Source organism: Cellulomonas sp. ICMP 17802 (genome assembly GCF_041295535.1).
Lineage (GTDB): Bacteria > Actinomycetota > Actinomycetes > Actinomycetales > Cellulomonadaceae > Cellulomonas.
On sequence record NZ_JBGFQZ010000012.1, the window covers coordinates 40,035 to 62,942 of the forward strand.

General features: G+C 72.9%; 22 protein-coding genes and 1 riboswitch. Of the genes, 14 read left to right on the top strand and 8 right to left on the bottom strand.

The features are described 5' to 3' along the window. Nucleotides 1–50: 50 nt before the first annotated feature. From AB5970_RS11300 to AB5970_RS11310, 3 genes are all read right to left on the bottom strand, one after another. Entirely contained in the window at nucleotides 51–947 is an 897-nt protein-coding gene (locus tag AB5970_RS11300; protein ID WP_370504043.1) for a carbohydrate ABC transporter permease, read from the bottom strand. Beyond that, on the bottom strand, nucleotides 947–1,849 hold the full coding sequence (locus AB5970_RS11305; RefSeq protein WP_370504044.1) for a carbohydrate ABC transporter permease: 903 nt from the start codon (nucleotides 1,847–1,849) through the stop codon (nucleotides 947–949). Before AB5970_RS11305 ends, AB5970_RS11300 begins: the two co-directional genes overlap by 1 nt. A 148-nt stretch (nucleotides 1,850–1,997) precedes the next feature. Continuing rightward, nucleotides 1,998–3,299: an ABC transporter substrate-binding protein gene (locus tag AB5970_RS11310; RefSeq protein ID WP_370504045.1), complete on the bottom strand. Its 1,302-nt coding sequence runs from the start codon at nucleotides 3,297–3,299 to the stop codon at nucleotides 1,998–2,000. Nucleotides 3,300–3,698: 399 nt separating this feature from the next. Between AB5970_RS11310 and AB5970_RS11315 the strand changes: the two genes are divergently transcribed. The 4 genes from AB5970_RS11315 to AB5970_RS11330 are packed head-to-tail and all read left to right on the top strand — an operon-like array spanning nucleotide 3,699 to nucleotide 7,871. Then, a complete protein-coding gene (locus AB5970_RS11315) occupies nucleotides 3,699–4,883 on the top strand; it encodes an ROK family transcriptional regulator (protein ID WP_370504046.1) in 1,185 nt (394 codons plus the stop codon). Beyond that, nucleotides 4,880–5,956, top strand: coding sequence for a substrate-binding domain-containing protein (locus AB5970_RS11320; RefSeq protein ID WP_370504047.1), 1,077 nt, complete (start codon nucleotides 4,880–4,882; stop codon nucleotides 5,954–5,956). Before AB5970_RS11315 ends, AB5970_RS11320 begins: the two co-directional genes overlap by 4 nt. After that, on the top strand, nucleotides 5,953–6,693 hold the full coding sequence (locus tag AB5970_RS11325; protein ID WP_370504048.1) for an ATP-binding cassette domain-containing protein: 741 nt from the start codon (nucleotides 5,953–5,955) through the stop codon (nucleotides 6,691–6,693). Before AB5970_RS11320 ends, AB5970_RS11325 begins: the two co-directional genes overlap by 4 nt. Continuing rightward, the gene (locus AB5970_RS11330) at nucleotides 6,690–7,871 is read left to right on the top strand and encodes a sugar ABC transporter permease (protein ID WP_370504049.1); all 1,182 of its coding nucleotides are present in this window, start codon (nucleotides 6,690–6,692) and stop codon (nucleotides 7,869–7,871) included. Before AB5970_RS11325 ends, AB5970_RS11330 begins: the two co-directional genes overlap by 4 nt. Before the next feature lie 22 nt (nucleotides 7,872–7,893). Here the strand turns inward: AB5970_RS11330 and purU are convergent, their stop codons facing one another. Then, the gene (gene purU, locus AB5970_RS11335) at nucleotides 7,894–8,757 is read right to left on the bottom strand and encodes a formyltetrahydrofolate deformylase (protein ID WP_370504050.1); all 864 of its coding nucleotides are present in this window, start codon (nucleotides 8,755–8,757) and stop codon (nucleotides 7,894–7,896) included. 48 nt (nucleotides 8,758–8,805) lie between these two features. Between purU and AB5970_RS11340 the strand changes: the two genes are divergently transcribed. From AB5970_RS11340 to AB5970_RS11380, 9 genes are all read left to right on the top strand, one after another. After that, a complete protein-coding gene (locus tag AB5970_RS11340; protein WP_370504051.1) occupies nucleotides 8,806–9,300 on the top strand; it encodes a GNAT family N-acetyltransferase in 495 nt (164 codons plus the stop codon). 12 nt (nucleotides 9,301–9,312) lie between these two features. Beyond that, a riboswitch (ZMP/ZTP riboswitch) is annotated at nucleotides 9,313–9,401 on the top strand. Between the two features lie 61 nt (nucleotides 9,402–9,462). After that, the gene (glyA, locus tag AB5970_RS11345) at nucleotides 9,463–10,752 is read left to right on the top strand and encodes a serine hydroxymethyltransferase (RefSeq protein WP_370504052.1); all 1,290 of its coding nucleotides are present in this window, start codon (nucleotides 9,463–9,465) and stop codon (nucleotides 10,750–10,752) included. After that, a complete protein-coding gene (locus AB5970_RS11350) occupies nucleotides 10,752–11,633 on the top strand; it encodes a bifunctional methylenetetrahydrofolate dehydrogenase/methenyltetrahydrofolate cyclohydrolase (protein ID WP_370504053.1) in 882 nt (293 codons plus the stop codon). The genes glyA and AB5970_RS11350 overlap by 1 nt, the downstream gene beginning before the upstream one ends. A 69-nt stretch (nucleotides 11,634–11,702) precedes the next feature. Then, entirely contained in the window at nucleotides 11,703–12,182 is a 480-nt protein-coding gene (locus tag AB5970_RS11355; RefSeq protein ID WP_370504054.1) for a VOC family protein, read from the top strand. Nucleotides 12,183–12,216: 34 nt separating this feature from the next. Then, nucleotides 12,217–13,029 carry an exodeoxyribonuclease III gene (locus tag AB5970_RS11360; protein ID WP_370504055.1) on the top strand — a complete coding sequence of 271 codons (813 nt, stop codon included), beginning with the start codon at nucleotides 12,217–12,219 and terminating at the stop codon, nucleotides 13,027–13,029. Nucleotides 13,030–13,090: 61 nt separating this feature from the next. Beyond that, the gene (locus AB5970_RS11365; protein ID WP_370504056.1) at nucleotides 13,091–15,739 is read left to right on the top strand and encodes an Ig-like domain-containing protein; all 2,649 of its coding nucleotides are present in this window, start codon (nucleotides 13,091–13,093) and stop codon (nucleotides 15,737–15,739) included. A gap of 74 nt (nucleotides 15,740–15,813) precedes the next feature. Then, entirely contained in the window at nucleotides 15,814–16,935 is a 1,122-nt protein-coding gene (locus AB5970_RS11370) for a sensor histidine kinase (protein WP_370504057.1), read from the top strand. Beyond that, on the top strand, nucleotides 16,932–17,597 hold the full coding sequence (locus AB5970_RS11375) for a response regulator (RefSeq protein WP_370504058.1): 666 nt from the start codon (nucleotides 16,932–16,934) through the stop codon (nucleotides 17,595–17,597). The genes AB5970_RS11370 and AB5970_RS11375 overlap by 4 nt, the downstream gene beginning before the upstream one ends. A 111-nt stretch (nucleotides 17,598–17,708) precedes the next feature. Next, the gene (locus tag AB5970_RS11380) at nucleotides 17,709–17,990 is read left to right on the top strand and encodes an SHOCT domain-containing protein (protein WP_370504059.1); all 282 of its coding nucleotides are present in this window, start codon (nucleotides 17,709–17,711) and stop codon (nucleotides 17,988–17,990) included. A 2-nt stretch (nucleotides 17,991–17,992) separates the two neighbouring features. Here AB5970_RS11380 and AB5970_RS11385 read toward each other — a convergent pair whose 3' ends face one another. Continuing rightward, on the bottom strand, nucleotides 17,993–19,276 hold the full coding sequence (locus AB5970_RS11385) for an MFS transporter (protein ID WP_370504060.1): 1,284 nt from the start codon (nucleotides 19,274–19,276) through the stop codon (nucleotides 17,993–17,995). 57 nt (nucleotides 19,277–19,333) lie between these two features. Here AB5970_RS11385 and AB5970_RS11390 point away from each other — a divergent pair, with 57 nt between their 5' ends. Continuing rightward, nucleotides 19,334–19,855, top strand: coding sequence for an ArsR/SmtB family transcription factor (locus tag AB5970_RS11390; RefSeq protein ID WP_370504061.1), 522 nt, complete (start codon nucleotides 19,334–19,336; stop codon nucleotides 19,853–19,855). A gap of 8 nt (nucleotides 19,856–19,863) precedes the next feature. Here the strand turns inward: AB5970_RS11390 and AB5970_RS11395 are convergent, their stop codons facing one another. The 3 genes from AB5970_RS11395 to AB5970_RS11405 are packed head-to-tail and all read right to left on the bottom strand — an operon-like array spanning nucleotide 19,864 to nucleotide 22,903. Beyond that, the gene (locus AB5970_RS11395; RefSeq protein ID WP_370504062.1) at nucleotides 19,864–21,111 is read right to left on the bottom strand and encodes an ABC transporter permease; all 1,248 of its coding nucleotides are present in this window, start codon (nucleotides 21,109–21,111) and stop codon (nucleotides 19,864–19,866) included. Continuing rightward, nucleotides 21,108–21,890 carry an ABC transporter ATP-binding protein gene (locus tag AB5970_RS11400; protein ID WP_370504063.1) on the bottom strand — a complete coding sequence of 261 codons (783 nt, stop codon included), beginning with the start codon at nucleotides 21,888–21,890 and terminating at the stop codon, nucleotides 21,108–21,110. The genes AB5970_RS11395 and AB5970_RS11400 overlap by 4 nt, the downstream gene beginning before the upstream one ends. Beyond that, a complete protein-coding gene (locus AB5970_RS11405; protein ID WP_370504064.1) occupies nucleotides 21,887–22,903 on the bottom strand; it encodes an efflux RND transporter periplasmic adaptor subunit in 1,017 nt (338 codons plus the stop codon). The genes AB5970_RS11400 and AB5970_RS11405 overlap by 4 nt, the downstream gene beginning before the upstream one ends. Between the last annotated feature and the right edge of the window lie 5 nt (nucleotides 22,904–22,908).

Genomic DNA, 22,908 nt, shown 5'->3' on the forward strand with positions numbered 1-22,908 from the left:
TCGGCCGTGCCGGGTTGCGGAGACCGCGGCAGGCGGTCACGCCGAGGGCGTCAGCCCTTGACCGACCCGGACATGAGGCCGCCGATGAAGTACTTGCCCAGGAGCACGTACACCAGCAGCGTGGGCAGCGACGCGAGCAGGGCGCCCGCCATCGAGATGCCGTAGTTGGTGAGCAGGGCACCGTTGGCCAGGTTGTTGAGGGCCAGGGTCACGGGGCCGTTCTGGCTGGACGAGAAGAACACCGCGAAGAGGAAGTCGTTCCACGCCGAGGTGAACTGCCAGATGAGGACGACCACGAAGCTCGGCACCGAGATGGGCAGGACGACGGACCAGTAGGTCCGCAGCATCCCGGCGCCGTCCATGCGCGCGGCCTCGACCAGCTCGTCGGGGATCGACATGTAGTAGTTGCGGAAGATCAGCGTCGTGATCGGCAGGCCGTAGATGACGTGCAGGATGATCAGCGACGGGACGCCCGACGGGATGCCGGCCCCGAGGATGAGCTGCAGCAGCGGGATCATCACGGCCTGGTACGGGATGAACATCCCGAACAGGATCAGGGTGAAGACGATGTCCGCGCCCCGGAACCGCCAGCGCGCGAGCACGAAGCCGTTCATCGAGCCCAGGAACGACGAGATGATCGCGGCCGGGATCACCATCTCGAACGTGCGCCACAGCGACGGCGAGAGCGCGGTCCACGCGCCCGACCAGTTCTCCGTGGTCCACACCTGCGGGAGGTTCCAGGCGCGCGCCGGGGTGGCGTCGCCCTGACCCTTGAAGCTGGTCACGATGAGCACGTAGACCGGGATGAGCACGATGAGCGTGAAGAAGATGAGCAGCGCGTACTTGGCCGTGCGGCCCTTGGAGAACCGGCTGCGGGTGACCTCGACGGGCGCCGTGGCCGGGCGGCCGAGCGGGGCGGTGAGCTCGGCGGGGGTGACGGTGGTCATCAGTGCTTCTCCGTCCGGTTGAGGTGCACCAGGTACGGGATGATGAGCACCGCGACGATGACGAGCAGGATCGCGCCGACCGCGGCCGCGTTGGAGTAGTCGAAGCTCGACTTGAACACGTACATGTCGATGGCCGGCACCTTGGTCTGGTAGTTCGCCGGCTTCGAGATCGACATGATCAGGTCGAACGCCTTGAGCGACATGTGCCCGACGATGATCACCGCGGACAGGGCCACGGGGCTCAGCTGCGGGAAGATCACGTGGCGGTACATCTGCCAGCTGCTCGCGCCGTCGATCTGCGAGGCCTCGCGCAGCTCCTCCGGGATGCCCCGGAAGCCGGCCAGGAACAGGGCCATGACGTAGCCGGACAGCTGCCAGATGGCGGGGATCGCGATGGCCGCGATGCCGACGTTGACGTTGTTCCACCAGTTGTTCTGCAGGAACGGCAGGCCGATCATCTGGAACAGCCGGTTGAGGCCGGACGCGTTCTCACCCTGGTTCGAGTTCAGCAGCCAGCGCCACACCACGCCCGAGGCGACGAACGAGACGGCCATCGGGAACAGGTAGATCGAGCGGAAGACGCCCTCGAAGCGCACGGGCCGGTCGAGCAGCCAGGCCCACACGAACCCGAAGAACATCGTGCCCGCGAGGAAGACCACGGTGTACAGGACGAGGTTCTTCAGCGAGTGCTGGAACTCGTCGGACCCGAACAGCGAGATGTAGTTCTCGAGGCCGACGAAGCTGACGGGCGCCTTGCCGTTCGCCTGCGACGAGTTGTGGATGTCCTTGAGCGAGGTGTTCGCGTTGATCGCGAGCAGCCCGTAGACGAAGACCGCGAGCAGGATCAGGGACGGCGAGATGAGCAGGAGGGGAGGCCCCCACTTACGGATCTGTCGGGGCACGAGTGCCTCCTGTGGTCGTGACGAGCGTTCGGACGGGTCGGGCGGCCGTCGAGCGGACCGACCCGGTCAAGCAGTCGCTGCACGCGGCCCCGCCCCGGCCCTGGTGGTCACCAGGGCCGGGACGGGACGTGCCGTGCGGGGTGCCGGATCAGCCGGCGTTGGCCTCGGCGGCCGCCACCAGGTCGGCCTGGAAGCCGGCGAGGTCGCCACCACCGGTGGTGAACTTGCTCACCGAGTCCGAGATCGCGTTGGCCCAGGCGGCCGGGGCCGCTGCGCCGTGCGCCAGCGAGGAGACGATGGTGTCCTCACCGAAGGACTTCATCGCGGACTGCTGGTACGCCGAGAAGTCCTCGGGCTTGGCGTCCTTGCGGGCCGGGATGGAACCCTTGGCCTTGTTGAACGCGACCTGGCCGTCGAGCGAGCCGATGGTCTTGAGCCACGCCTTGGCGCCGGCGGGGTGCGGGGCACCCACGGGCAGCGTGAACGAGTCGGCGAGGAAGTCGAAGACACCGTCGGTGCCGGGGACCGGCATGTAGACGTAGTCGGCCGGCGACTTCTTGCCGGCCTCCTCGAACGCCGCCACGGCCCAGTCGCCCATGACGTTGAACGCCGCGTTGCCGTCGATGACCTGTTGCGTCGCGTCGGGCCAGTCCAGACCGTCGCGGTCCTCGTTCGTGTAGCTCATGAGCTTCTCGAAGTCGGAGAGCGCCTTGGTGACGTCCGAGCCGGACCAGTCGGTCGACCCGTCCCACAGGCCGCTGTAGCCGTCGGCGCCGAGGTCGGACAGGAGGATCGTCTCGAACAGGTTGACCTGGGTCCACGTGGTCGCCACCGAGAGCGGCGTGCGGCCCGTCTTCTCCTTGACGGCGTCCAGCGCGACGAACCAGTCGTCGAGCGTGGCGTACGTCGCGGCCGGGTCGAGGCCCGAGTCCGTGAGGAGCTGCGTGTTGGCCCACACGACGTTGGCGCGGTGGATGTTCGACGGGATCGAGTAGATCTTGCCGTCGACGGTCAGGCGGTCGACCAGGTCCGCCGGGAAGGCGTCGCGCAGGCCGAACTCGTCGTACAGGCTCGAGACGTCCTGCACCTGGCCGGCGTTGATGTAGTCGGTCAGCTCCGCGCCCGCGTGGGCCTGGAACGTGTCCGGCGGGTCGTTCGCCTGGAGGCGCGACTGGAGCAGGTCCTTGGCGGCCGAGCCGGCACCACCGGCGACGGCGCCGTTGATGAACTCGACGTTGGGGTTCTGCGTGTTGAACACGTTGACGAGCGCGTCGAGGCCGAGCTTCTCGGACCCGCTGGCCCACCAGGTGAAGACCTCCACCTTGTCGCCGGAACCGCCGCTGGTCGAGTTGTCCGAGCTGCCGCCGTCGCCGGAGCTGCACGCCGCGAGCGCGAGGCTGGCGACGGCGAGACCTGCGGCCATGGCGGTGAACTTGCGTGCGTTACGCATGTGACTCCTACGCCTTCTTTGCCGTGGATATGGGGTGCTGCCGACCGCGGGTGGTGTTCCCGCGGCCCGTGCTCGCCCGGCAGTGCGGGAGCGTCCGCCGGGCGATCGGTCGAAGGCTCAGCTGTGCGCCCTGCCCGATCCGGGTCACATCAGAGCGGCTTGGCGCACTTGGAGTCAAGAATTGAACGCATGAGTCGCCAAATCGTGATCTGGTGTTCACCCGCTGGAGACGGGCGCGCGCCCGGGACGCCGTGTGCCTCCCGGTCTGGGGCTTTTCTCCCCCGTCTCCGCAGGTGAGAGGGCATCCGCAGGCAGAGCGTGAACGCCGGCGGGTGAGGGCCGAGCGCGCCCGCGGGCTGTCGGCCGAAGCGCCTCCACCCCCGTGTGTATCCTGCGCGAGTGGGCAATGACCGGGTCACTCCGGGCTCCCAGACTTCACTGCGTGAAGCCAACCGGGCGCGGATCGTCAGTGCCGTCCAGCAGCGTGGCTCGCTCACGCAGGTCGAGCTGGCCGGTGTCACTGGCCTGTCCCCGGCCACCGTGTCCAACATCGTCAAGGAGCTCACGAGCGCCGGCGTCCTGCACACGGCACCCACGTCGCGCAGCGGACGCCGCGCCCAGCAGGTGACGCTCGCGCGCAACCTCGGCCTCGTCGCCGGCGTGCACTTCGGTACCCGGTCGCTGCGCGTGGCCCTGTCCGACGTCGCCCACCGCATCGTGGCCGAGCAGCGCATGCCGCTGCCGCCCGACCACCGGGCGGACCAGGGCCTGGAGCGCGCCGCGATGCTGCTCACCGAGATGGTCGACTCCGTGGACGCCGTGCTGTCCGAGGTGCTCGCCGTGGGAGTCGGGGTCCCCGCGCCCGTCGACGTGCGCACCGGCCGGCTCTCGTCCCTGGGGATGCTGCGCGGCTGGGACGGGGCCGCGGTGCCCGAGATGCTGGAGGAGCGGCTCGGGCTCCCGGTCTACGTGGAGAACGACGCCAACCTGGGCGCGCTCGCGGAGGTCCGGCTCGGGGCGGCTCGCGGCAAGCAGCACGTGGTCTACGTGCGTGCCTCGCACGGCGTCGGCGGCGGGCTGGTGCTCGGCGGGGAGGTCTTCCACGGACGCGTCGGGGCGGCGGGCGAGATCGGGCACACGACGATCGACGACCAGGGCCCCATCTGCCGCTGCGGCAACCGCGGCTGCCTCGAGATGTACGTCGGGGCGCCCGTGCTGCTCGAGATGCTGCGGCCGAGCCACGGCAACCTCACGCTCCGCGACGTGATCACCCGCGCGGACGAGGGCGACGCGGGGTGCCGGCGGGTCATCGTCGACGCCGGCCACCACCTCGGCGTGGCCGCCGCCAGCGTCTGCAACCTGCTCGACCCCGAGCTGCTGGTGGTGGGCGGCCAGCTGGCGGACGCCGGTGAGCTGCTGCTCGAGCCCCTGCGCGTGGCGCTGGCGCAGCGCACCATCCCGAGCATCGCGGGGCCGGTGCCCGTGGTCGGCGCGGAGCTGGGCGCCGCGGCCGAGGTGCGCGGCGCCCTGGCCATGGCGCTCGACCGGGTGTCGATCGCCGGCGGCGGGGCGGTGGTCGTGTGAGGCGCGCGCTGCTGGCGGCCCTCGTCGTGGCCGTCGCGCTGGTCGGCTGCGCGACCCCGCCGTCGGCGGAGCGGCCCTCCGACCAGGTCATCGCCCTGCTGCTGCCGGAGTCGAAGACCGCGCGGTACGAGGCCGTCGACCGGCCGCAGTTCGAGAGCGTCGTGGCCGACCGGTGCCCCGAGTGCCGCGTCATCTACGCGAACGCCGACCAGGACGCCGCCGCGCAGCAGCAGCAGGCCGAGTCGGCGCTCACGCAGGGCGCCGGGGTCATCGTGCTCGACGCCGTCGACAGCGCCGCGGCGGTCAGCATCGTCGGACAGGCGCACCGGCGCGGCGTCCCGGTGATCGCCTACGACCGGTTCATCAAGGACGCGGACCTCGACTACTACGTGTCGTTCGACAGCCGGCGCATCGGTCGGCTGCAGGGCGAGGCGCTCGTGCGCGAGCTGGCGCAGACCCGCACGGGTCCCGACGAGGCGCCGCAGGGCGTCCTGCTGGTCAACGGCGCGGCGACCGACCCCAACTCGGCGGCGCTCGAGGCCGGCGTGCAGGACGCGTTCGCGGATGCGCCCATCGAGGTGCTCGCCGAGTACGACACCCCCGACTGGAGCCCCGACAAGGCCCAGGAGTGGGTCACCGGACAGCTCACGCAGTACGCCGGGCGGGTCGACGCCGTGTACGCCGCCAACGACGGGACGGCGGGCGGCGCGATCTCGGCCATGAAGGCGGCGGGGCTCGACCCGGTGCCGCCGGTCACCGGCCAGGACGCCGAGCTGGCCGCGATCCAGCGCATCGTCACCGGCGACCAGTCGATGACGGTCTACAAGGCGATCAGCGAGCAGGCGCGCACCGCCGCCGAGCTGGCCGTCCGGGTGCTGCGCGGCGAGGTCCCGGTGACCACGGCGCGCGTGCAGGGCGTGCCGTCCTTGCTGCTCAGCCCGGTTCCCGTGACCCTGGACAACTTGCGCCGCGTCATCGTCGACGGCGGCGTGTACACCACCGAGGAGATCTGCGTGCAGCCCTACACCGATGCCTGCGCGGCCGCGGGCCTGCTCGACGAGGGGACCCCATGACCAGGCCGGAGGTGCCCGTCCTGTCGCTGCGCGGCGTCTCCAAGAGCTACGGCGCCGCCCGCGCGCTGGTCGACGTCGACCTGCGCGTGCACGCCCACGAGGTGGTCGCGGTGATCGGCGACAACGGCGCCGGCAAGTCGACCCTCGTCGGCACCCTGACCGGGGCGCTGCTGCCCGACGAGGGCGAGGTGCTGGTCGACGGGCGCCCGGTCACCCTGTCGTCGCCGTCGGTCGCCCGCGGGCTCGGCATCGCCGCGGTGTTCCAGGACCTCGCACTGTGCGCGAACCTCGACGTCGTCGAGAACCTCTACCTGGGGCACGAGGCCGAGCGCGGGCTGCTGCTCGACGAGGTCACCATGGAGAAGCACGCGTGGGAGCTGCTCAACCAGCTCGCCGCCCGCGTGCCCTCGGTGCGCGTGCCGGTCGCGGCCCTGTCGGGCGGTCAGCGGCAGGCCGTCGCGATCGCGCGCTCGCTGCTGGGGGAGCCGCGCGTCGTCGTCCTCGACGAGCCGACGGCCGCCCTCGGGCTGCGCCAGACCGCCGAGCTGCTCACCCTCCTCGAGCGCCTGCGCGAGCGCGGCCACGGCGTCGTGCTCACCAGCCACTCGCTGGCCGACGTGCAGGCCGTGGCGGACCGGATCGTGGTGCTCCGGCTCGGCCGGGTCAACGGGGAGTTCGACGCGGCGCGCACGAGCTACGAAGAGCTGCTGGCCGCCGTCACCGGGATCCAGCGATGAGCGCCGCGACGGAGTCCGGGTTCGTCGCGTCCACCTGGCAGCGCCTGCGCAGAGGTGACCTCGGCGTGCTGCCCGTCGCCGTCGTGCTGGTGCTGATCTGGCTGGTCTTCCAGGCGCTCAACCCGCACTTCCTGTCCAGCGACAACCTGGTCAACCTCACCCAGCAGTCGGCGGCCACCGGCGTCATCGCGCTCGGCGTCGTGCTCACGCTGCACGTCGGCCAGATCGACCTGTCGGTCGGGGCGGTCTCGGGGCTGGCCGCGGCCGTCGTCGCGGTCGGGTCGGTGCAGCTGGGCTGGCCGCTGTGGCTCGCCGTGCTCGCGGCCATCGCCGTCGGCGTGCTGGTCGGCTCGATCTACGCGGCCCTGCACACCCGGCTCGCGGTGCCCAGCTTCGTGTTCACGCTGGCGGGGCTGCTTGTGGTTACGGGCCTCCAGATGCGCGTGCTCGGACCCACCGGCTCGGTCAACCTCCCCTTCGAGTGGTGGCTGGTCCGGTTCTGCCAGACCGCGTTCCTCGCGCCGCTGACCGCGTGGGCGATCGTCGTCCTCGTCGTCGCCCTCTACGCCGCCGGCCGGGTCGCCGACCGCGTGCGCCGGCAGCGCGCCGAGCTGCCGGTGGCCCCGCTGTGGAACCTGGTCGCGCGCGTGGTCGCGCTCGCGGCCCTGCTCGCCGTCGTGGTCGCCTACCTGGGCACCAACCGCGGGGTCGGCGCAGTGTTCGCCCTGTTCGTCGGCCTGGTCGCGCTGACCGACCTGCTACTGCGCCGCACGCGCTGGGGCCGGTTCGTGCGGGCCGTCGGCGGCGACGCCGAGGCCGCGCGCAAGGCCGGCGTCCCGGTCCGTCGGGTGTTCGTGTCCGCGTTCGTGGCCTGCTCGACGCTCGCCGCGCTGGGCGGCGTGCTCGCGGTCGGCCGGCTGGCGGCCGCCAACCAGGGCAGCGGCGCCGGCGACACCAACCTCACGGCGATCGCGGCCGCGGTCATCGGCGGGACCAGCCTGTTCGGCGGGCGCGGGTCGGCGTGGTCGGCGCTGGTCGGCATCCTCGTGGTGCAGTCCATCTCCACCGGGCTCACCCTGCTGAACCTCGACCAGTCGGCGCGCCTGGTGGTGACCGGCCTGGTGCTGGCGGTCGCCGTCACCATCGACGCCCTGCAGCGCCGGGCTCGCGAGTCGTAGCCGGACGCCCGCGCGGGGCGGGTCAGCGGAAGACGATCGTCCGGTGCCCGTCCAGGAGGACCCGGTGCTCCGCGTGCCAGCGCACGGCCCGGGCCAGGGCGCGCCGCTCGACGTCCTGACCCAGCGCGACCAGGTCCTCGACGTGGCGGGAGTGGTCGACGCGCTCGACGTCCTGCTCGATGATCGGGCCCTCGTCGAGGTCGCCGGTGACGTAGTGCGCGGTGGCCCCGATGAGCTTGACCCCGCGGTCGTGGGCCTGCGCGTAGGGGCGCGCGCCCTTGAACGAGGGGAGGAACGAGTGGTGGATGTTGATGACCCGACCCTGCAGCGCCCGGCACAGGTCGTCGGACAGGATCTGCATGTAGCGGGCCAGCACGACCAGCTCGACGTCGAGCTCCTCGACCAGCTCCAGAAGCCGCGCCTCGGACTGCTGCTTGGTCGCGGCCGTCACGGGGACGTGGTGGAAGGGGATGCCGTAGAAGTCGGCCAGGGGCTCGAGCACCGTGTGGTTGGACACCACCGCGACCAGCTCGATCGGCAGGTTCTCGGAGCGCTGGCGGAACGCGAGGTCGTTCAGGCAGTGCGCAGCGGTCGAGCCCATGACGAGCGTGCGCACCGGGCGGCCGACCACGTCGAGCGACCAGTCCATGGCGAAGCGGGCACCCAGCGCGGTCAGCGCCGCCTCGAGCTCGGCCCGCGGGGTGGACGCCGTGACCTGGACGCGCATGAAGAACAGGCCCGACAGAGGGTCCCCGAACTGCTGCGACTCGGTGATGTTGCCCCCGTGCTCCGCCAGCAGCCCGGCGACCGCGTGCACGATCCCGGGGCGGTCGGGGCAGGAGAGGGTGAGGACCCAGTGAGTTGCATCAGACGAGACGGGGGACACGGTGTCCGAGAGTAGTGGTCGTGCGGATCGGCTGACACGATGGGCCGCATGACCCAGCCCGACCTCGACATCCGCTCGGTGACCCTCGACGACGCGGGCGAGCTGCTCACGCTGCGCCGCGCGGCGTTCGTCACCGAGGCTCAGCAGTACGGCGACCCCCACATCCCGCCGCTCACGCAGACCCTCGAGGAGCTCGAGGCCGACCTGCAGAAGGACGGCGTCATCACGCTCGGCGGCTGGTACGGGCACCGGCTGGTCGGGTCGATCCGGATGCTCATCGAGGGCAGCAAGGCCACGCTCGGCCGGTTCGCCGTGGCGCCCGACCTGCAGGGCCAGGGCTTCGGCACGCAGATGCTCATGGCGATCCTGCCGCACCTGCCCGAGGGCATCGAGGAGGTCTGGGTGTTCACCGGCCGCGACTCGGTGCAGAACCTCGCGCTGTACGCCAAGCACGGGTACGAGCACCAGCACGACCAGACCGCGGGGGACCTCACCTACGCGTACCTGCGCAAGATCCTGGGGGACGGCGGCGACGACGCCTGAGCCTTGGTAGCCTGTCCGCGTCGCGACTGGCGAAACGGGTGGGTCACCACCGGGGAGCGACGCAGCAGCAGACCAACGGGTCGGACGCCTGGGCCCCCGGTCACCACACACGAGTGTGCGGGTGCCGGACGCGCGCGCACACGCTGACTGCGAAGGAGTGCCATGAGCGCCGACCAGATCCCCCTGATGGACCAGAACATCTCCCAGCTGGACCCGGAGATCGCCGCCGTCCTCGACGGTGAGCTCGCCCGCCAGCAGGGCACGCTCGAGATGATCGCGAGCGAGAACTTCGTCTCCCGCGCGGTCCTGCAGGCGCAGGGCTCCGTGCTCACCAACAAGTACGCCGAGGGCTACCCGGGCCGCCGCTACTACGGCGGCTGCGAGCAGGTCGACATCGCGGAGAACATCGCGATCGCCCGCGCCAAGGCGCTGTTCGGCGCCGAGCACGCCAACGTCCAGCCGCACTCGGGCGCCACGGCCAACGCCGCGGTGCTGCACGCCCTGATCAACGCGGGCGACAAGATCCTCGGCCTCGAGCTGGCCCACGGCGGCCACCTCACGCACGGCATGAAGATCAACTTCTCCGGGAAGCTCTACGAGGTCGGCGCGTACGGCGTGGACCCGCAGACCTTCCTGGTCGACATGGACGTGGTCCGCGAGAAGGCGCTCGAGCAGCGCCCCGACGTGATCATCGGCGGCTGGTCCGCGTACCCGCGCCAGCTCGACTTCGCGGCGTTCCGGTCGATCGCCGACGAGGTGGGCGCCAAGCTCTGGGTCGACATGGCGCACTTCGCCGGCCTGGTGGCCGCGGGCCTGCACCCGAACCCCGTCCCGCACTCCGACGTGGTCTCCTCCACGGTGCACAAGACGATCGGCGGCCCGCGCTCCGGCTTCATCCTGAGCCGCGAGGAGTACGCCAAGAAGATCGACTCGGCTGTGTTCCCCGGTCAGCAGGGTGGCCCGCTCATGCACGTGATCGCCGCCAAGGCGGTCGCGTTCAAGGTCGCCGCCACCGAGGAGTTCAAGGACCGCCAGCAGCGCACGCTCGACGGCGCCCGCCTCATCGCCGAGCGCCTCTCCGCGCCCGACGTCTCCGCGGCCGGCGTCTCCGTCCTCACCGGCGGCACCGACGTGCACCTCGTGCTGGTCGACCTGCGGCACTCGGACCTCGACGGACAGCAGGCCGAGGACCTCCTGCACTCGGCGGGCATCACGGTGAACCGCAACGCGGTGCCCTTCGACCCGCGCCCCCCGCGCGTCACCTCGGGCCTGCGCATCGGCACGCCGGCGCTGGCCACCCGCGGGTTCGGCGACGCCGAGTTCACCGAGGTCGCGGACATCATCGCGACCGCGCTGATCAACGGTGCCGCCACCGACGTGGAGGCGCTCAAGGCCCGGGTGCTCAAGCTCACCGAGTCGTTCCCGCTGTACTCCGACCTGCAGCAGTACTGATGACGGCTCGGCTTCTCGACGGGACCGCCACGGCGGCCCGGATCAAGGCGGAGCTGACGGAGCGGGTGGCGGCCCTCGCTGCCCGCGGCGTGCGGCCCGGGCTGGGGACGCTGCTCGTCGGCGACGACCCCGGCTCGCGCTGGTACGTCGCCGGCAAGCACAAGGACTGCGCCGAGGTGGGCATCGCCTCGATTCGTGAGGACCTGCCGGCCACGGCCACGCAGGACGAGATCGAGGCGGCGGTCCGCCGGCTGAACGAGGACCCGGAGTGCACGGGGTTCATCGTGCAGCTGCCGCTGCCCAAGGGGATCGACGCCAACCGGGTGCTCGAGCTGGTCGACCCCGACAAGGACGCCGACGGGCTGCACCCGACCAACCTCGGACGCCTGGTGCTCCGGGTCAACGAGAAGGTGACGTCACCGCTGCCGTGCACCCCGCGGGGCATCATCGACCTGCTGCTGCGGCACGACGTCGACCTGCGCGGGGCGGACGTCGTCGTCGTCGGGCGCGGCGTGACCGTGGGTCGCTCGATCGGGCTGCTGCTCACGCGGCGGGAGATCAACGCGACGGTCACGCTCACCCACACGGGCACGCACGACCTGGCCGACCACACCCGCAACGCGGACGTGGTCATCGCGGCGGCGGGGGTGCCCGGTATCATCACGGCCGACATCGTCAAGCCGGGCGCGGTCGTCGTCGACGTCGGCGTCTCGCGCGCGACCGACCCCGAGACGGGCAAGAGCCGCGTGGTCGGCGACGTCGACCCGGGCGTGCTCGAGGTCGCCTCGTGGGTGTCGCCCAACCCGGGCGGCGTCGGGCCGATGACCCGCGCGATGCTGCTGACCAACGTGGTGGAGACGGCGGAGCGACTCCTGGGCTGACACCGCCGGTGGTCGGGGCCAGGCTGTCCTGTGGGACGGCCGGCCCCGGCCGTCGGAGGGAGCACCGCCATGGGCATCGTCCGCCCGCACCTGTGGTTCGACGACCAGGCCGGCCAGGCCGCTCGGTTCTACGCCGAGGTCGTCCCGAACACGACGATCCACTCGATCGCCACGGCCCCGCCCGGCACGCCCGGCGTCGCCGAGGGCACGGAGTTCATCGTCGAGCTGACGCTGGACGGCATGCGTGCCACGTTCCTCAACGGGGGACCCGCGTTCACGCTCGACGAGGCGTTCTCGTTCGTCCTCGACTGCCAGGACCAGGCCGAGGTCGACCACTACTGGGACGCCCTGCTGGCCGACGGCGGCACGCCGAGCCAGTGCGGGTGGCTGGTGGACCGGTTCGGCGTCTCGTGGCAGGTGGTGCCGGTCCAGCTGGACAAGGTGATGTCGGGACCGGACCCCGACGGCGTCGCCCGCGCGATGGCGGCCATGCTCACCATGGGCAAGCTGGACGTCGCGGCGCTCGAGGCGGCGTACGCGGGCGGGTGATCGCGCTGTCGGCGGCATCGGGTTGGATGGTCCGGTGCTGACCATCGCGAGCGTGAACGTCAACGGGATCCGGGCCGCCTACAAGCGCGGGATGGGGACCTGGCTGGCCACGAGGAACCCCGACGTGATCCTGCTGCAGGAGGTGCGGGCGACCGACGAGATCCTGGCCGACCACCTGCCGCCCGGCGAGTGGCACCTGGCGCACGAGGCCAGCGAGACCAAGGGGCGCGCGGGCGTGGCGATCGCCAGCCGGCTGCCGATGACGGCCGTCCGGATCGGGCTGAGGACGGGCGTCACCGGCGACTCGGGCCGGTGGGTCGAGGCCGACCTCGCGCTTCCCGCACACGAGGGCGCGCCCGCCCGGAGCATCACGGTGGTCTCGACGTACCTGCACTCGGGCACGCTGGGCACGCCGTCGATGGACGAGAAGTACGCGTTCCTCGACCACGTGACCGGGCGCCTCGCGGACATCGCGGAGCAGGGCGGCTACGCGGTCGTCGCCGGGGACGTGAACATCGCGCACCGCGAGGCCGACATCCGGAACTGGAAGGGCAACCTGAAGTCGGCAGGCTTCCTGCCGCGCGAGCGCGCCTACCTCGACCGCTGGTTCGACGACCTGGGCTGGCACGACCTGGGCCGCGAGCTGGGCGGCGAGGGTCCCGGCCCGTTCACGTGGTGGTCGTGGCGCGGGCAGGCGTTCGACAACGACGCGGGCTGGCGCATCGACTACCAGCTGGCCACGCCGGACCTGGCGGACGCGGCGGTCAGCGCGACGGTCGACCGCGCGGCCACCTACGCCGAGCGGTTCTCCGACCACGCTCCCGTGGTGGTCGAGTACGACCTCTGAGTGCGCGATCCGTCCCGGTCGGTACGGTGGGCGGGAGGGACGCACGCGAGGGGTGGTGTGCATGGGGGTTCGGGCGGCGCTCGCGACCGCCCTGCTCGCTGTCCTGGGCCTGGTCCTGGCCCCGGCGCCCGCCGCGCTCGCGGACTTCGCCTCGCAGTGCGCGGCGCCGGACCGGACGGTCGCCGCGGGGGACCCCTCGATCTCGGTGGCCGCGGGGGAGACCGTCCTGGTCGCGTCCTCCTACACGGGCGGCATCGACGCGCTGCCCGCCGGGTCGACCCTCTGCGTCGGGCCGGCGGGCGCCCTGACCGCGTCGTACATGAACAACGCGGCCGGTGCGGTCGTCGTGGCGGCGTCGGGGACGCTGACGATGCCGTCGGTGGCCGTCGCCGCCGGCTTCTCGCTCGAGCTCGAGGGCACCGCGACGTTCGCCGGGCTGAACGTCAACGGTGCGGCCGACCTGCACGTGGCGGCGGGCGGTCAGCTCACGATCACCGGCAGCTTCAGCCCCGCGGCCGGCACGTTCGTCAACGAGGGGACGTTCCGCGTGGAGGGGAGCATGAACCTCAACACCGCGGTGACGCTCGAGAACTCCGGCACTGTGGCGGTGCAGGGCAGCACCACCGTGAACGGCCCGCTGGTCAACTCCGGACTGGCCGACCTCGGGGGCGGCCTCACGATCAACGGCTCGGGCAGCCTGCAGAACTCGTGCGCGGTGAACTCGCTCGGTCCCCTGATCAACAACGGCGCCGGCTCGGGCAACCAGGGGCTCGTGCTGGTCAGCGGCGGGTTCACCAACAACGGGGGGTGGCAGCAGGGGCCCGACGGCGTCACCAGCGCCGTCGCGTTCACCGACGACGGCTCCGTCACGGGGTTCGGCGGCTACCGGTTCTCCGGCCCGTCGAGCGTCCAGGGCAGCTTCGTCGGGGACTCGGCGGCCGATCCCGTCCGCGTGCAGTCGGTCGCGCCGCCGGGGCAGGTGTTCGACACCGAGACGGGCGTGATCGCCAACGTGGTGCGCGCGCCCGTCGACCTGCTCGCCGCGCTGCCTGCGTGCGTCGGCCCGCCCGGGCAGGCCAGCGCGGACGTCGAGGTGGTGAAGTCGGCACCGGCCACCGTGCTGACGGGGGACGTGCTCACGTACTCCGTGGTGGTGCGCAACAACGGCACGTCCGACGCGGCCGACGTGGTGGTCAGCGACGCCCTGCCGGCGGGATTCGTGCTGGACCCGGGGTCCACCACCGGCACGCTCGCGGGCGGCGTGCTCACCTGGCAGGTCGGCGCGCTCGCGGTCGGACAGGCGGTGGCCCTGCCGTTCTCGGGGACCGTCACGGCGCCCGCGGGTTCGACGCTGCTCAACGCGGCGAGCTCCACGTCGAGCACGCCGGACCCGACGCCCTCGAACAACGACGGGTCCGCCGAGACGAGCCGGACGTCCACCCAGGTGCTGGCGGTGCCGCCGCCGCCGAACCTGCCCCCGGTGGCCGACGACGCCGTGCGGGACACCACGACCGGGGCGCTCGTGGTCGGTGCCGTGACGGCGACCGACCCCGACGCGGGGCAGGAGCTCGCGTTCTCGGTGGCCACCCCGCCGGCGCACGGGCGCCTCGTGCTCACGACAGGCGGCGCGTTCGTCTACCTCTCCGCGCGCGACTTCGCGGGGGTCGACACGTTCGAGTTCACGGTGTGCGACAACGCGTCGCCCACCCCGGCCTGCGACACGGGCACCGTGACGGTCAACGTGCTCCCGCGGGCGGTCGACGACGTCGCGCAGACCTTCGCGGGCACGCCGGTCGCGGTGCAGGTCCTGTCCAACGACACGGCCGGCGCTCCCCTCGACGCGGTCGCGGTGACGCCCCCGGCGAACGGCTCGGTGACGCTCGACCCCGCCACGGGTCGGGCCACCTACACCCCGGGCACGGGGTTCACCGGCTCCGACTCGTTCGAGTACCGGATCTGCTCGCCCACCGAGCCGGGCTTCTGCGACACCGCGCAGGTGCTGGTCACGGTCGTCTCGCTCAACCTGCCCCCGACCGTCGCCCCGCTGCTGCTGACGACCACCACCGGATCGCCCGTCACGGGTCCGGCGGCCCTCGCGGACCCGAACCCGGGCGACACGCTCACCGCCACGTCCGGCTTCCCGCCTCGCTCGGGGACGGCCTCTGTCGCGCCGACCGGGACCGTCACGTACACCCCGCGACCGGGCTTCGCGGGACGCGACCTGTTCGGGGACATCGTCTGCGACGACGGCACGCCGCAGCTCTGCGCGACGGGCACCGTCACGGTCGAGGTCTTCCCGGTGGCCACCCCCGACGCGGGCACCACGGCCGCGGCGACGCCGGTCGACGTCGCTCTCGTCGCCAACGACCTCGGCGCGGTCGGTGCTGCCACCGTGACGGGCGCCCCGGCCCACGGGACCGTGACGGTCTCCGGCGGGACGGCCCGGTACGTCCCCGCCGCGGGCTTCGCCGGGACCGACACGTTCGAGTACACGATCTGTGCCGCGACCGCGCCGGACCTGTGCGCGACGACGACCGTGACGATCACGGTGACGGCGGCCCCCGTTCCGCCGGCGCCCGACCCGCCGGCCCCGGACACCGGCGGCGCGCTCGCCGTCACGGGCGCCGAGGTGCTGCCGGTGCTCCTGCTCGGTCTGGTCCTCCTGGCGGCCGGCGTCGCGCTGGTCGTCGTGATCCGCCGCCGGCGGTAGTCCTCCCCACGGAGCACGGCCGACGCTCCGCCGGGAGCACGCGGCGACCGGTCGCCGCTGGCTACGGTGAGCGGATGACGAGCCCGACGTGGACCGGCCCGCCCTGGGGCCGCCGCGGCCGGTCGGGCTGGGTCGCCGTCCCGGCGGCGTTCCTCGGGCTGCTCACCGTCCTCGGCTGCGCCGGGGCCAACGCCTGGCACCCGGGGTCGAGGGCGTTCGACGGGGTCGCGGTGCTGATCCTGCTGGTGGCCCCTGCGGCGCTCGTCCTGGTGGTCCGCCGCGGCGCCGCCGCGCTGGTGGGCGCGGTGCTCGCGGTCGTCGGCCCGGTGACCTACCTGGCGCTCGGCTACGCCCCCGGTCCCGCGCTCGTGCCGCTGGGGTTCGTGGTGGTGGCGCTCGGCGCCACCCGCCGACGCGTGCTCTCGCTGGCCGCCGGGACCGCGGGGGTGGTCGCGGTCGCCGTGCTCGCGCTGCTGCCCGGCGGCCCGAACCCGGTCTACACCACCCTGACGATCACCGGCCTCGCGGTCGCGATGCTGCTGGGGGAGGGCGCCCGGGGGCGTCGCGAGCGCATGCAGGCGCTGCGGGCCGCGCGGGCGTCCCGCGAGGAGTCGGCCGTCGCCGCGGAGCGGCTGCGCATCGCCCGCGAGCTGCACGACGTGCTCGCGCACTCGCTGTCCGGGATCACGGTGCAGGCCGGCGTCGGGCTGCACCTCATGGACCGCGAGCCCGAGGCGGCGCGGCAGGCCCTGGTCGAGATCCGCGACGCCAGCCGGGACGCACTCGACGAGGTGCGTGACGTGCTGGGCATCCTGCGGGCGGAGGGCGAGGCGCCGCGGGAGCCGGCGCGGAGCCTTCGCGCGCTGGTCGAGCGCGCCCGGTCCGACGGGCTGACCGTCCACGAGGAGGGCCTCGGGTCCGACCTCCCCGATCCCGTCGCCGGCGTCGTGCACCGCACGCTGCAGGAGGCGCTGAGCAACGTCCGGCGGCACGCGCCGGGGGCATCCGTGCAGGTCAGCCTGGTGTCGGGGGACGCCGTCGTGCTGGACGTGCGGGACGACGGCCCGCCGGTCGCGCCCCTGGTCGAGGGCTACGGGCTGCGGGGCATGCGCGAGCGGGCCGAGGCCGTCGGCGGGACCGTCACGGCGACGTCGGGTGCGGACGGCTTCCACGTCCGGCTGGAGGTCCCGCGGTGATCTCGGTGCTGCTGGCCGACGACCAGGGCCTGGTCCGCGGTGGCTTCCGCGCGCTCATCGACGCCGAGCCCGACATGACGGTGGTCGGCGAGGCGGCGTCCGGCGACGACGCGGTCCGCCTCGCGCTCGAGCTGCTCCCGGACGTGGTGCTCATGGACATCCGGATGCCGGGGGTCGACGGACTGACCGCGACGCGCCGGATCGTCGCCGAGCCCCGCGCCGCGGGTGTCCGGGTGGTCGTCGTGACCACCTTCGAGCTGGACGAGTACGTGACGGAGGCGATCCGCGGGGGAGCGTCGGGCTTCCTGGTGAAGGACACCGAGCCCGCCGACCTGCTGCGGGCCGTCCGGGTGGTCGCCGCCGGGGACGCGCTGCTCTCCCCGACGGTCACCCGGCGGCTGCTCGCCACGGTCGCCCGCGCGACCCGGGTGGTGCCGGAGGCGTCGGTCCTCGCGGACCTCACGCCGCGCGAGCGCGAGGTGGTGGTGCTCGTCGCGGAGGGCCTGTCCAACGACGAGATCGGCGAGCGGCTCTTCCTCAGCCCGCTGACCGTCAAGACCCACGTGCTCCGCGCCGCGACCAAGGTGGGCGCCCGCGACCGGGCGCAGCTGGTGGTGGTGGCCTACGAGTCCGGGCTGGTGCGCCCGGGCTGGTCGGGCTGACTCCGATCGGAGCGGGTCGGACGGTCCGGCTGGACGACGACGCGCCCGGGGTGGCCGGGCGACCGTGGTGGTGCGGTCGACGGTCGGCCGCCGCGCACCTCGGAGGTCGTCATGCTCAGCACTCTCCTGTCCCACCCGGTCGGCTGGGGCTGGGGCTGGGGACCAGGACCCTGGTTCCTGCTCTTCCCGCTCTTCTGGTTCGGCCTGATCGCGCTGTTCTTCGTGCTCGGTGGCAGGCGTCGCCGGCAGTACTGGGAGGGCGACGGCGGCCGGCGCGGCACGAGCGGAGCGCGTGCGGTGCTGGCCGAGCGGTACGCCCGCGGCGAGATCGACGAGACCGAGTACCGCGCGCGGCTCGAGGTGCTGCTCGCCTCCGACGCCCCGCGAGGCTGAGGTCAGGCGTCCGTCGCGGCCGGGGCGTCGGCCGCGACGGGTGCGCCCGGCAGGTCGCGCATGCCCAGCAGCGGCGAGATCACCACGGGCAGCGACGCGAGGGCCATGACGACCACCGCCACCCACAGCGTGGGCACCACGCCCAGGCGGGTGCCCAGCCAGCCGCCGATGAGCCCGCCGATCGGCATCGTGCCCCACACGATGGTGCGCACCGACGCGTTCATCCGGCCCAGCAGCGCGGGCGGGCACACCCGCTGGCGGAAGCTCACCTGGGCCACGTTGTAGACGATGACGCCGAAGCCGAACACCGCGCCACCCGCGATGAGCAGGACGGCGGGCGGCACCACGGACGTGGCGGCGAGCGGGGTGAGCGCGTAGGCGGGGGCCATGACCAGCGCGGTGATCGGGATGATCCGGCCCTCGCCCACCCGGCGGGCGATGCCGGCCGCGGCGACCGCCCCCAGCAGCCCGCCGATCGCGGCGGCGGACACGATGGTGCCCCACGCGGCCGTGCCGAGCCCGAGGGTGCGCAGCACGAAGATCACGGTGACGGCACCGCCGATCGCACTGCCGAAGTTGCTGAGCCCCGTGCACGCGACGATCCGGCGCAGGTAGGGCTCGTGCACGACGAACCGCAGGCCCTCGGCGATCTCCACCCGCAGGGGTCGGTGCGTGTCGGGGTGCGGCGGCGTCTCGCGGTGCCGGATGCGCCCGACGGCGAACGCCGAGACCAGGTACGTCACCACGTTGACGGCGATGAGCACCGGCGCCGTGATGATGCGCAGCAGGAGCCCGCCGAGCGCGGGCGCCACGACCGCCGCGACGGACTGCGTCGCCTGGAGCTTGGAGTTGCCCTCGACCAGGTGCTCGAGCCCGACCAGGCCCGGGATGTAGCTCTGGTGGGAGACGTCGAAGAACACCGTGGCCACGCTGATCACCAGGCCCGCGCCGATGAGCAGCGTCATCGAGGCGTGCCCGGTCGCCGCGGCCGCGACGACGACGGCGAGGGTCGCGGCCCGCACCAGGTCCGCGACGATGAGCACCCGGCGCTTGCGCATCCGGTCCACCCACGCGCCGGCCGGCAGGCCGATGACCAGGAACGCCGCGGTCTCGGCCGCGTTGAGCATGCCCATCTGCCACTCGGTGGCGGCGAGCTGGTCGACGGCGAGCACGGGCAGGGCGATCCCCGTCAGCTGGGCGCCGAGCTGGCCGAGGGCGTCGCCGGTCCACAGCCGGCGGAAGTCCGGGTGGTGGATCAGGGATCGGGCGGGCGTCTCGGTGGTCACAGCGCCCAGCATCGACAACTGATTGGGAAATGTCAATCAGTGTGCGAGGATCGTGCCATGACCGAGAGCGCGAGCGTGGGGACCGCCGACGTCGACGCCGATGCGAGGGCGCTGGCGAGCACCGTCCGGATCCGGATCCTCCGGCTGTGCCTGGACGAGCCGCTCACCAACCGCGAGATCGCGCAGCGGCTGGACCGCAACCCCGCGACCGTCCTGCACCACGTCCGCACGCTGGTCGACCGCGGCTTCCTCGTGGCGGAGCCCACCCGGCGGGGCACCCGCGGCTCGCGCGAGGTGCCGTACCGGGCGACCCGGAAGTCCTGGCGGACCCCCGGCGGCCCGGGCATGAGCCGGGTCCTCATCGACACGTTCCTCGAGGAGGTGGCGCTGGTCGACCCGCAGGACGTGCAGACCACCCGGCTCGGGGTGCGGCTCGACGCGGCCGGCTTCGAGGAGCTGACCGCGCGGGTGGCGGAGCTCTTCGAGGAGTTCGCGGCGCGCGCCCCGACGCCGGACGGGACGCCGTACTCGCTGTTCTGGGCGGTGCACGAGGACGTCAGCCGGCGCACCGGCACCTGACGACCGCGTCAGTAGCGGATCGCGTCGATCACCTTGACCCGCACGGCGAACGTCGCGGGGATGAGCCCGGCCAGCGCGCCCACCGCCACCGCGGCGGCCATCCCGACCAGCGCGGCGCTCACGGGGAACGGCGGCATGTCCTGGATGCCCCCGCCGCCGAACACGCGGTCGACCGGGATGTTCTTGATGATGGCCACGGCGAGCACGACGCCGACCAGGCCCGCGACGACCGTGGCCACCACCGACTCCAGGAGCACGCCGAAGAACACCCGCCCCGAGGTGGCGCCGAACGACCGCCGGATGCCGATCTCCCGGATGCGGTAGCGCACGGTCACCAGCGCGATGTTGACCAGGCCGAGCCCGCCCAGCAGCAGGGCGAAGGCCCCGACGCCGATGCCCACCCACCGGGTGGCCCGGTCGAGCCCGCCGCCGGCATAGGTGTTGTCCTGCACGTCCACCTGCCACCCGGGCGCGACGGCCTGCATGTCCCGCGTGATCTGCTCGCCGAGCGCCGCCGCCTGGTCCGTGGGCACCCACAGGAACATCGTGGGCACCTGCGTCGGCATCATCGGGTTCGGCACGACCGGGCCCGAGCCGCCGGACTGCGTGCCCGACCCGTCGGGACCGATCCAGCGGTGGAGCTGGTCGTAGAGCACGAAGGCGAGGGGCTCGGCGTCGGGCCAGTCGTTCCGCAGCACGCCGACGACCGACGCGGTCACGGGCGCCCGGTCGCCCAGCTGCACCGTGGGGTGCGAGGACAGGTCGCTCAGCCCCTGCGCGTCGAGGAACGCCTGGTTGACGACGAGGGTCGGGGCCATCGCCTCCTCGTCGGCGTCGGTGAACCACCGGCCCTGCACGGGGACGATCCGGTTGATGGTGCCGAGCGCGGCGTCGACGGCCTGCAGCTGGGTGCCCCGGGTCCCGTCGGGGAACCGGACCATCGCCTGCGTGTACTCGTTGCGGCTGGCGTACGTGATGTCGTAGCGCTCCAGCACGCGCTCGAACTCGGCGTCCCAGCCGGTCGGGGCCGCCGCCGTGCCGTCCTGCGGCCAGGCGTTGACGTTGAGCGTGACGAAGCGGCCGGACTGGCGCTCGCTCTGTTCCTTGAAGGACTGGTTGAGCATGGAGACCAGCGCCGTGACGCCGGTGATGGCGGTGACCGCGCAGGCGACGCCGATGAGGGCGAGCAGCACACGCAGCTTGTGGATGCGCAGCTCGCTCCAGGCCTCGACGACGGCGCCGACGACGCCGGTCACGCGGGCACCTCCGACTCGGGCAGGCGTCGCTCGGTGCGGGCCGAGCGGTCGGCCACGAGCGTGGGCACGTCGCCCACCCAGTCGGACGTCGTGTCGAGCCGGATGGGCACCAGGACCCCCTCGGTGAGCCGGTACTGCCGCTCCGCGCGCGCGGCGACGGCCAGGTCGTGCGTGATGGTCACCAGCGCGGCGCCGGTCTGCGACGCGATCTCGTCCAGCAAGTCCATGACCTCCCCGCCGGTCTCGACGTCCAGGGCACCCGTCGGCTCGTCGGCCAGGATCACGCGCGGCCCGCGCACCAGCGCCCGGGCGATGGCGACGCGCTGCTGCTCGCCGCCCGAGAGCTTGTCGGGCATGGTGTCCACCCGGTCGCCCAGGCCCACGCGCTCGAGCATCTGCGCGGCCAGCCGCGTGCGGGACCAGAACTGCCGGCCGCGCGCGTAGAGCAGGGGAGCGGCCACGTTCTCGAGCGCGGTGCGCCCGGGCAGCAGGTTGAACTGCTGGAACACGAACCCGAAGTCGCGTCCGCGCCGCTTGGTGCGGGCCCCGTTGGACAGCTTGCCGATGGGCACGCCCTCCAGCAGGTACTGCCCGGTGGTCGGGGCGTCGAGCAGCCCGAGGATGTTGAGCAGCGTCGACTTGCCGGTGCCGGACCGCCCGACGATGGCGACGTGCTCGCCCGCGTCCACGGAGAGGGTCACGCCCTGCAGGATGTGCAGCAGCCGGTCGTCGGGCAGCCGGACCGCGCGCGTGACGTCGGTGAGCTCGAGGAGGCTCATCCGCCGCACACCGCCGGGTCGTACTTGACCGTGCAGTCCACGGGCGCGCCGGCTCCGCCCGGTACCGGGATGAACTGCAGGATCGTGTCGCCGGCCACCAGGCCCTCGGTGATCTGCACGTTCTCGCCGTCGGTCAGGCCCAGCCCGACCGGCCGCTTCTCGTTGCTGCCGTCCGCGGCGACCACCCAGACGTTGCCCTTCTGCACCGTGCCCTGCACGGCGGTGATCGGGACCACGACCACGTCGGCGGCCGAGCCGTTGGTGATCTCGACGGTCGCGCCGAGCCCGGGGAACGCCGTGACGCCCGCGGGGATCGCGCAGGTCACCGTGCCGGAGGACGTCGGCGTGGTGCCGTCGCCGGAGGGGTCGGTGCCGGTGGTCGCGCCGACCTTCAGGCCCGTGCAGTCGAACGGTGCCGGCCCGCCGTTGAGCGTCACGGTCGCCTGCGACGGTGCGCCGACGAGCCGGTACTGCTGGTCCGGCGTGAGGGTGCCGGTGACCGAGAGCGTGCCTGGGGCGACCTTGCCGACCTCGTCGCCGACCGAGACGACCTGGTCCTTGAGCGTGGGCAGCGAGAGCGTGCCCGCGACCGGCGCCTTGACCGTCTCGACCGTGATCTTGGGCTTGCGCTCGGTGGTCGTCTGCTCGCCCGTGGTCGGGTCCGTCCGCACGAGGGGGTCCTGCGGGGTCTCCTGCCGGATCTCGAGGATCGGTGCGCCCGCCACGACCGCCGCGCCGTCCGTGGCCAGCAGCCTGGACACCGTGCCGGCCAGCGTCGCGCGCACGACGACCGCGGGGTCCGCCGCGACGGAGGCCTGCACCGTCACGGCGTTGGTCACGGTGCCGGTGGCCACCTCGACCGTCGGCTGCACGATCGCGCCGGTCGGCTGCAGCGAGGTGTCGGTCGTGGAGACGTCGGCGCCGGCGAACGCGATCTTCACCAGGGCGGCCGCGATGATCGCCCAGAGGATCAGGCGGATGGTCGGGAAGATGATCCTGCGGGTGACCCCCACGGTCG

Bases quoted from the DNA above. Each gene is read 5' to 3' on its own strand.
- AB5970_RS11300 (WP_370504043.1), bottom strand. From the start codon at position 947: ATGACCACCGTCACCCCCGCCGAGCTCACCGCCCCGCTCGGCCGCCCG.
- AB5970_RS11310 (WP_370504045.1), bottom strand. From the start codon at position 3,299: ATGCGTAACGCACGCAAGTTCACCGCCATGGCCGCAGGTCTCGCCGTC.
- AB5970_RS11325 (WP_370504048.1), top strand. From the start codon at position 5,953: ATGACCAGGCCGGAGGTGCCCGTCCTGTCGCTGCGCGGCGTCTCCAAG.
- AB5970_RS11330 (WP_370504049.1), top strand. From the start codon at position 6,690: ATGAGCGCCGCGACGGAGTCCGGGTTCGTCGCGTCCACCTGGCAGCGC.
- AB5970_RS11340 (WP_370504051.1), top strand. From the start codon at position 8,806: ATGACCCAGCCCGACCTCGACATCCGCTCGGTGACCCTCGACGACGCG.
- glyA (WP_370504052.1), top strand. From the start codon at position 9,463: ATGAGCGCCGACCAGATCCCCCTGATGGACCAGAACATCTCCCAGCTG.
- AB5970_RS11350 (WP_370504053.1), top strand. From the start codon at position 10,752: ATGACGGCTCGGCTTCTCGACGGGACCGCCACGGCGGCCCGGATCAAG.
- AB5970_RS11355 (WP_370504054.1), top strand. From the start codon at position 11,703: ATGGGCATCGTCCGCCCGCACCTGTGGTTCGACGACCAGGCCGGCCAG.
- AB5970_RS11365 (WP_370504056.1), top strand. From the start codon at position 13,091: ATGGGGGTTCGGGCGGCGCTCGCGACCGCCCTGCTCGCTGTCCTGGGC.
- AB5970_RS11370 (WP_370504057.1), top strand. From the start codon at position 15,814: ATGACGAGCCCGACGTGGACCGGCCCGCCCTGGGGCCGCCGCGGCCGG.
- AB5970_RS11380 (WP_370504059.1), top strand. From the start codon at position 17,709: ATGCTCAGCACTCTCCTGTCCCACCCGGTCGGCTGGGGCTGGGGCTGG.
- AB5970_RS11390 (WP_370504061.1), top strand. From the start codon at position 19,334: ATGACCGAGAGCGCGAGCGTGGGGACCGCCGACGTCGACGCCGATGCG.
- AB5970_RS11400 (WP_370504063.1), bottom strand. From the start codon at position 21,890: ATGAGCCTCCTCGAGCTCACCGACGTCACGCGCGCGGTCCGGCTGCCC.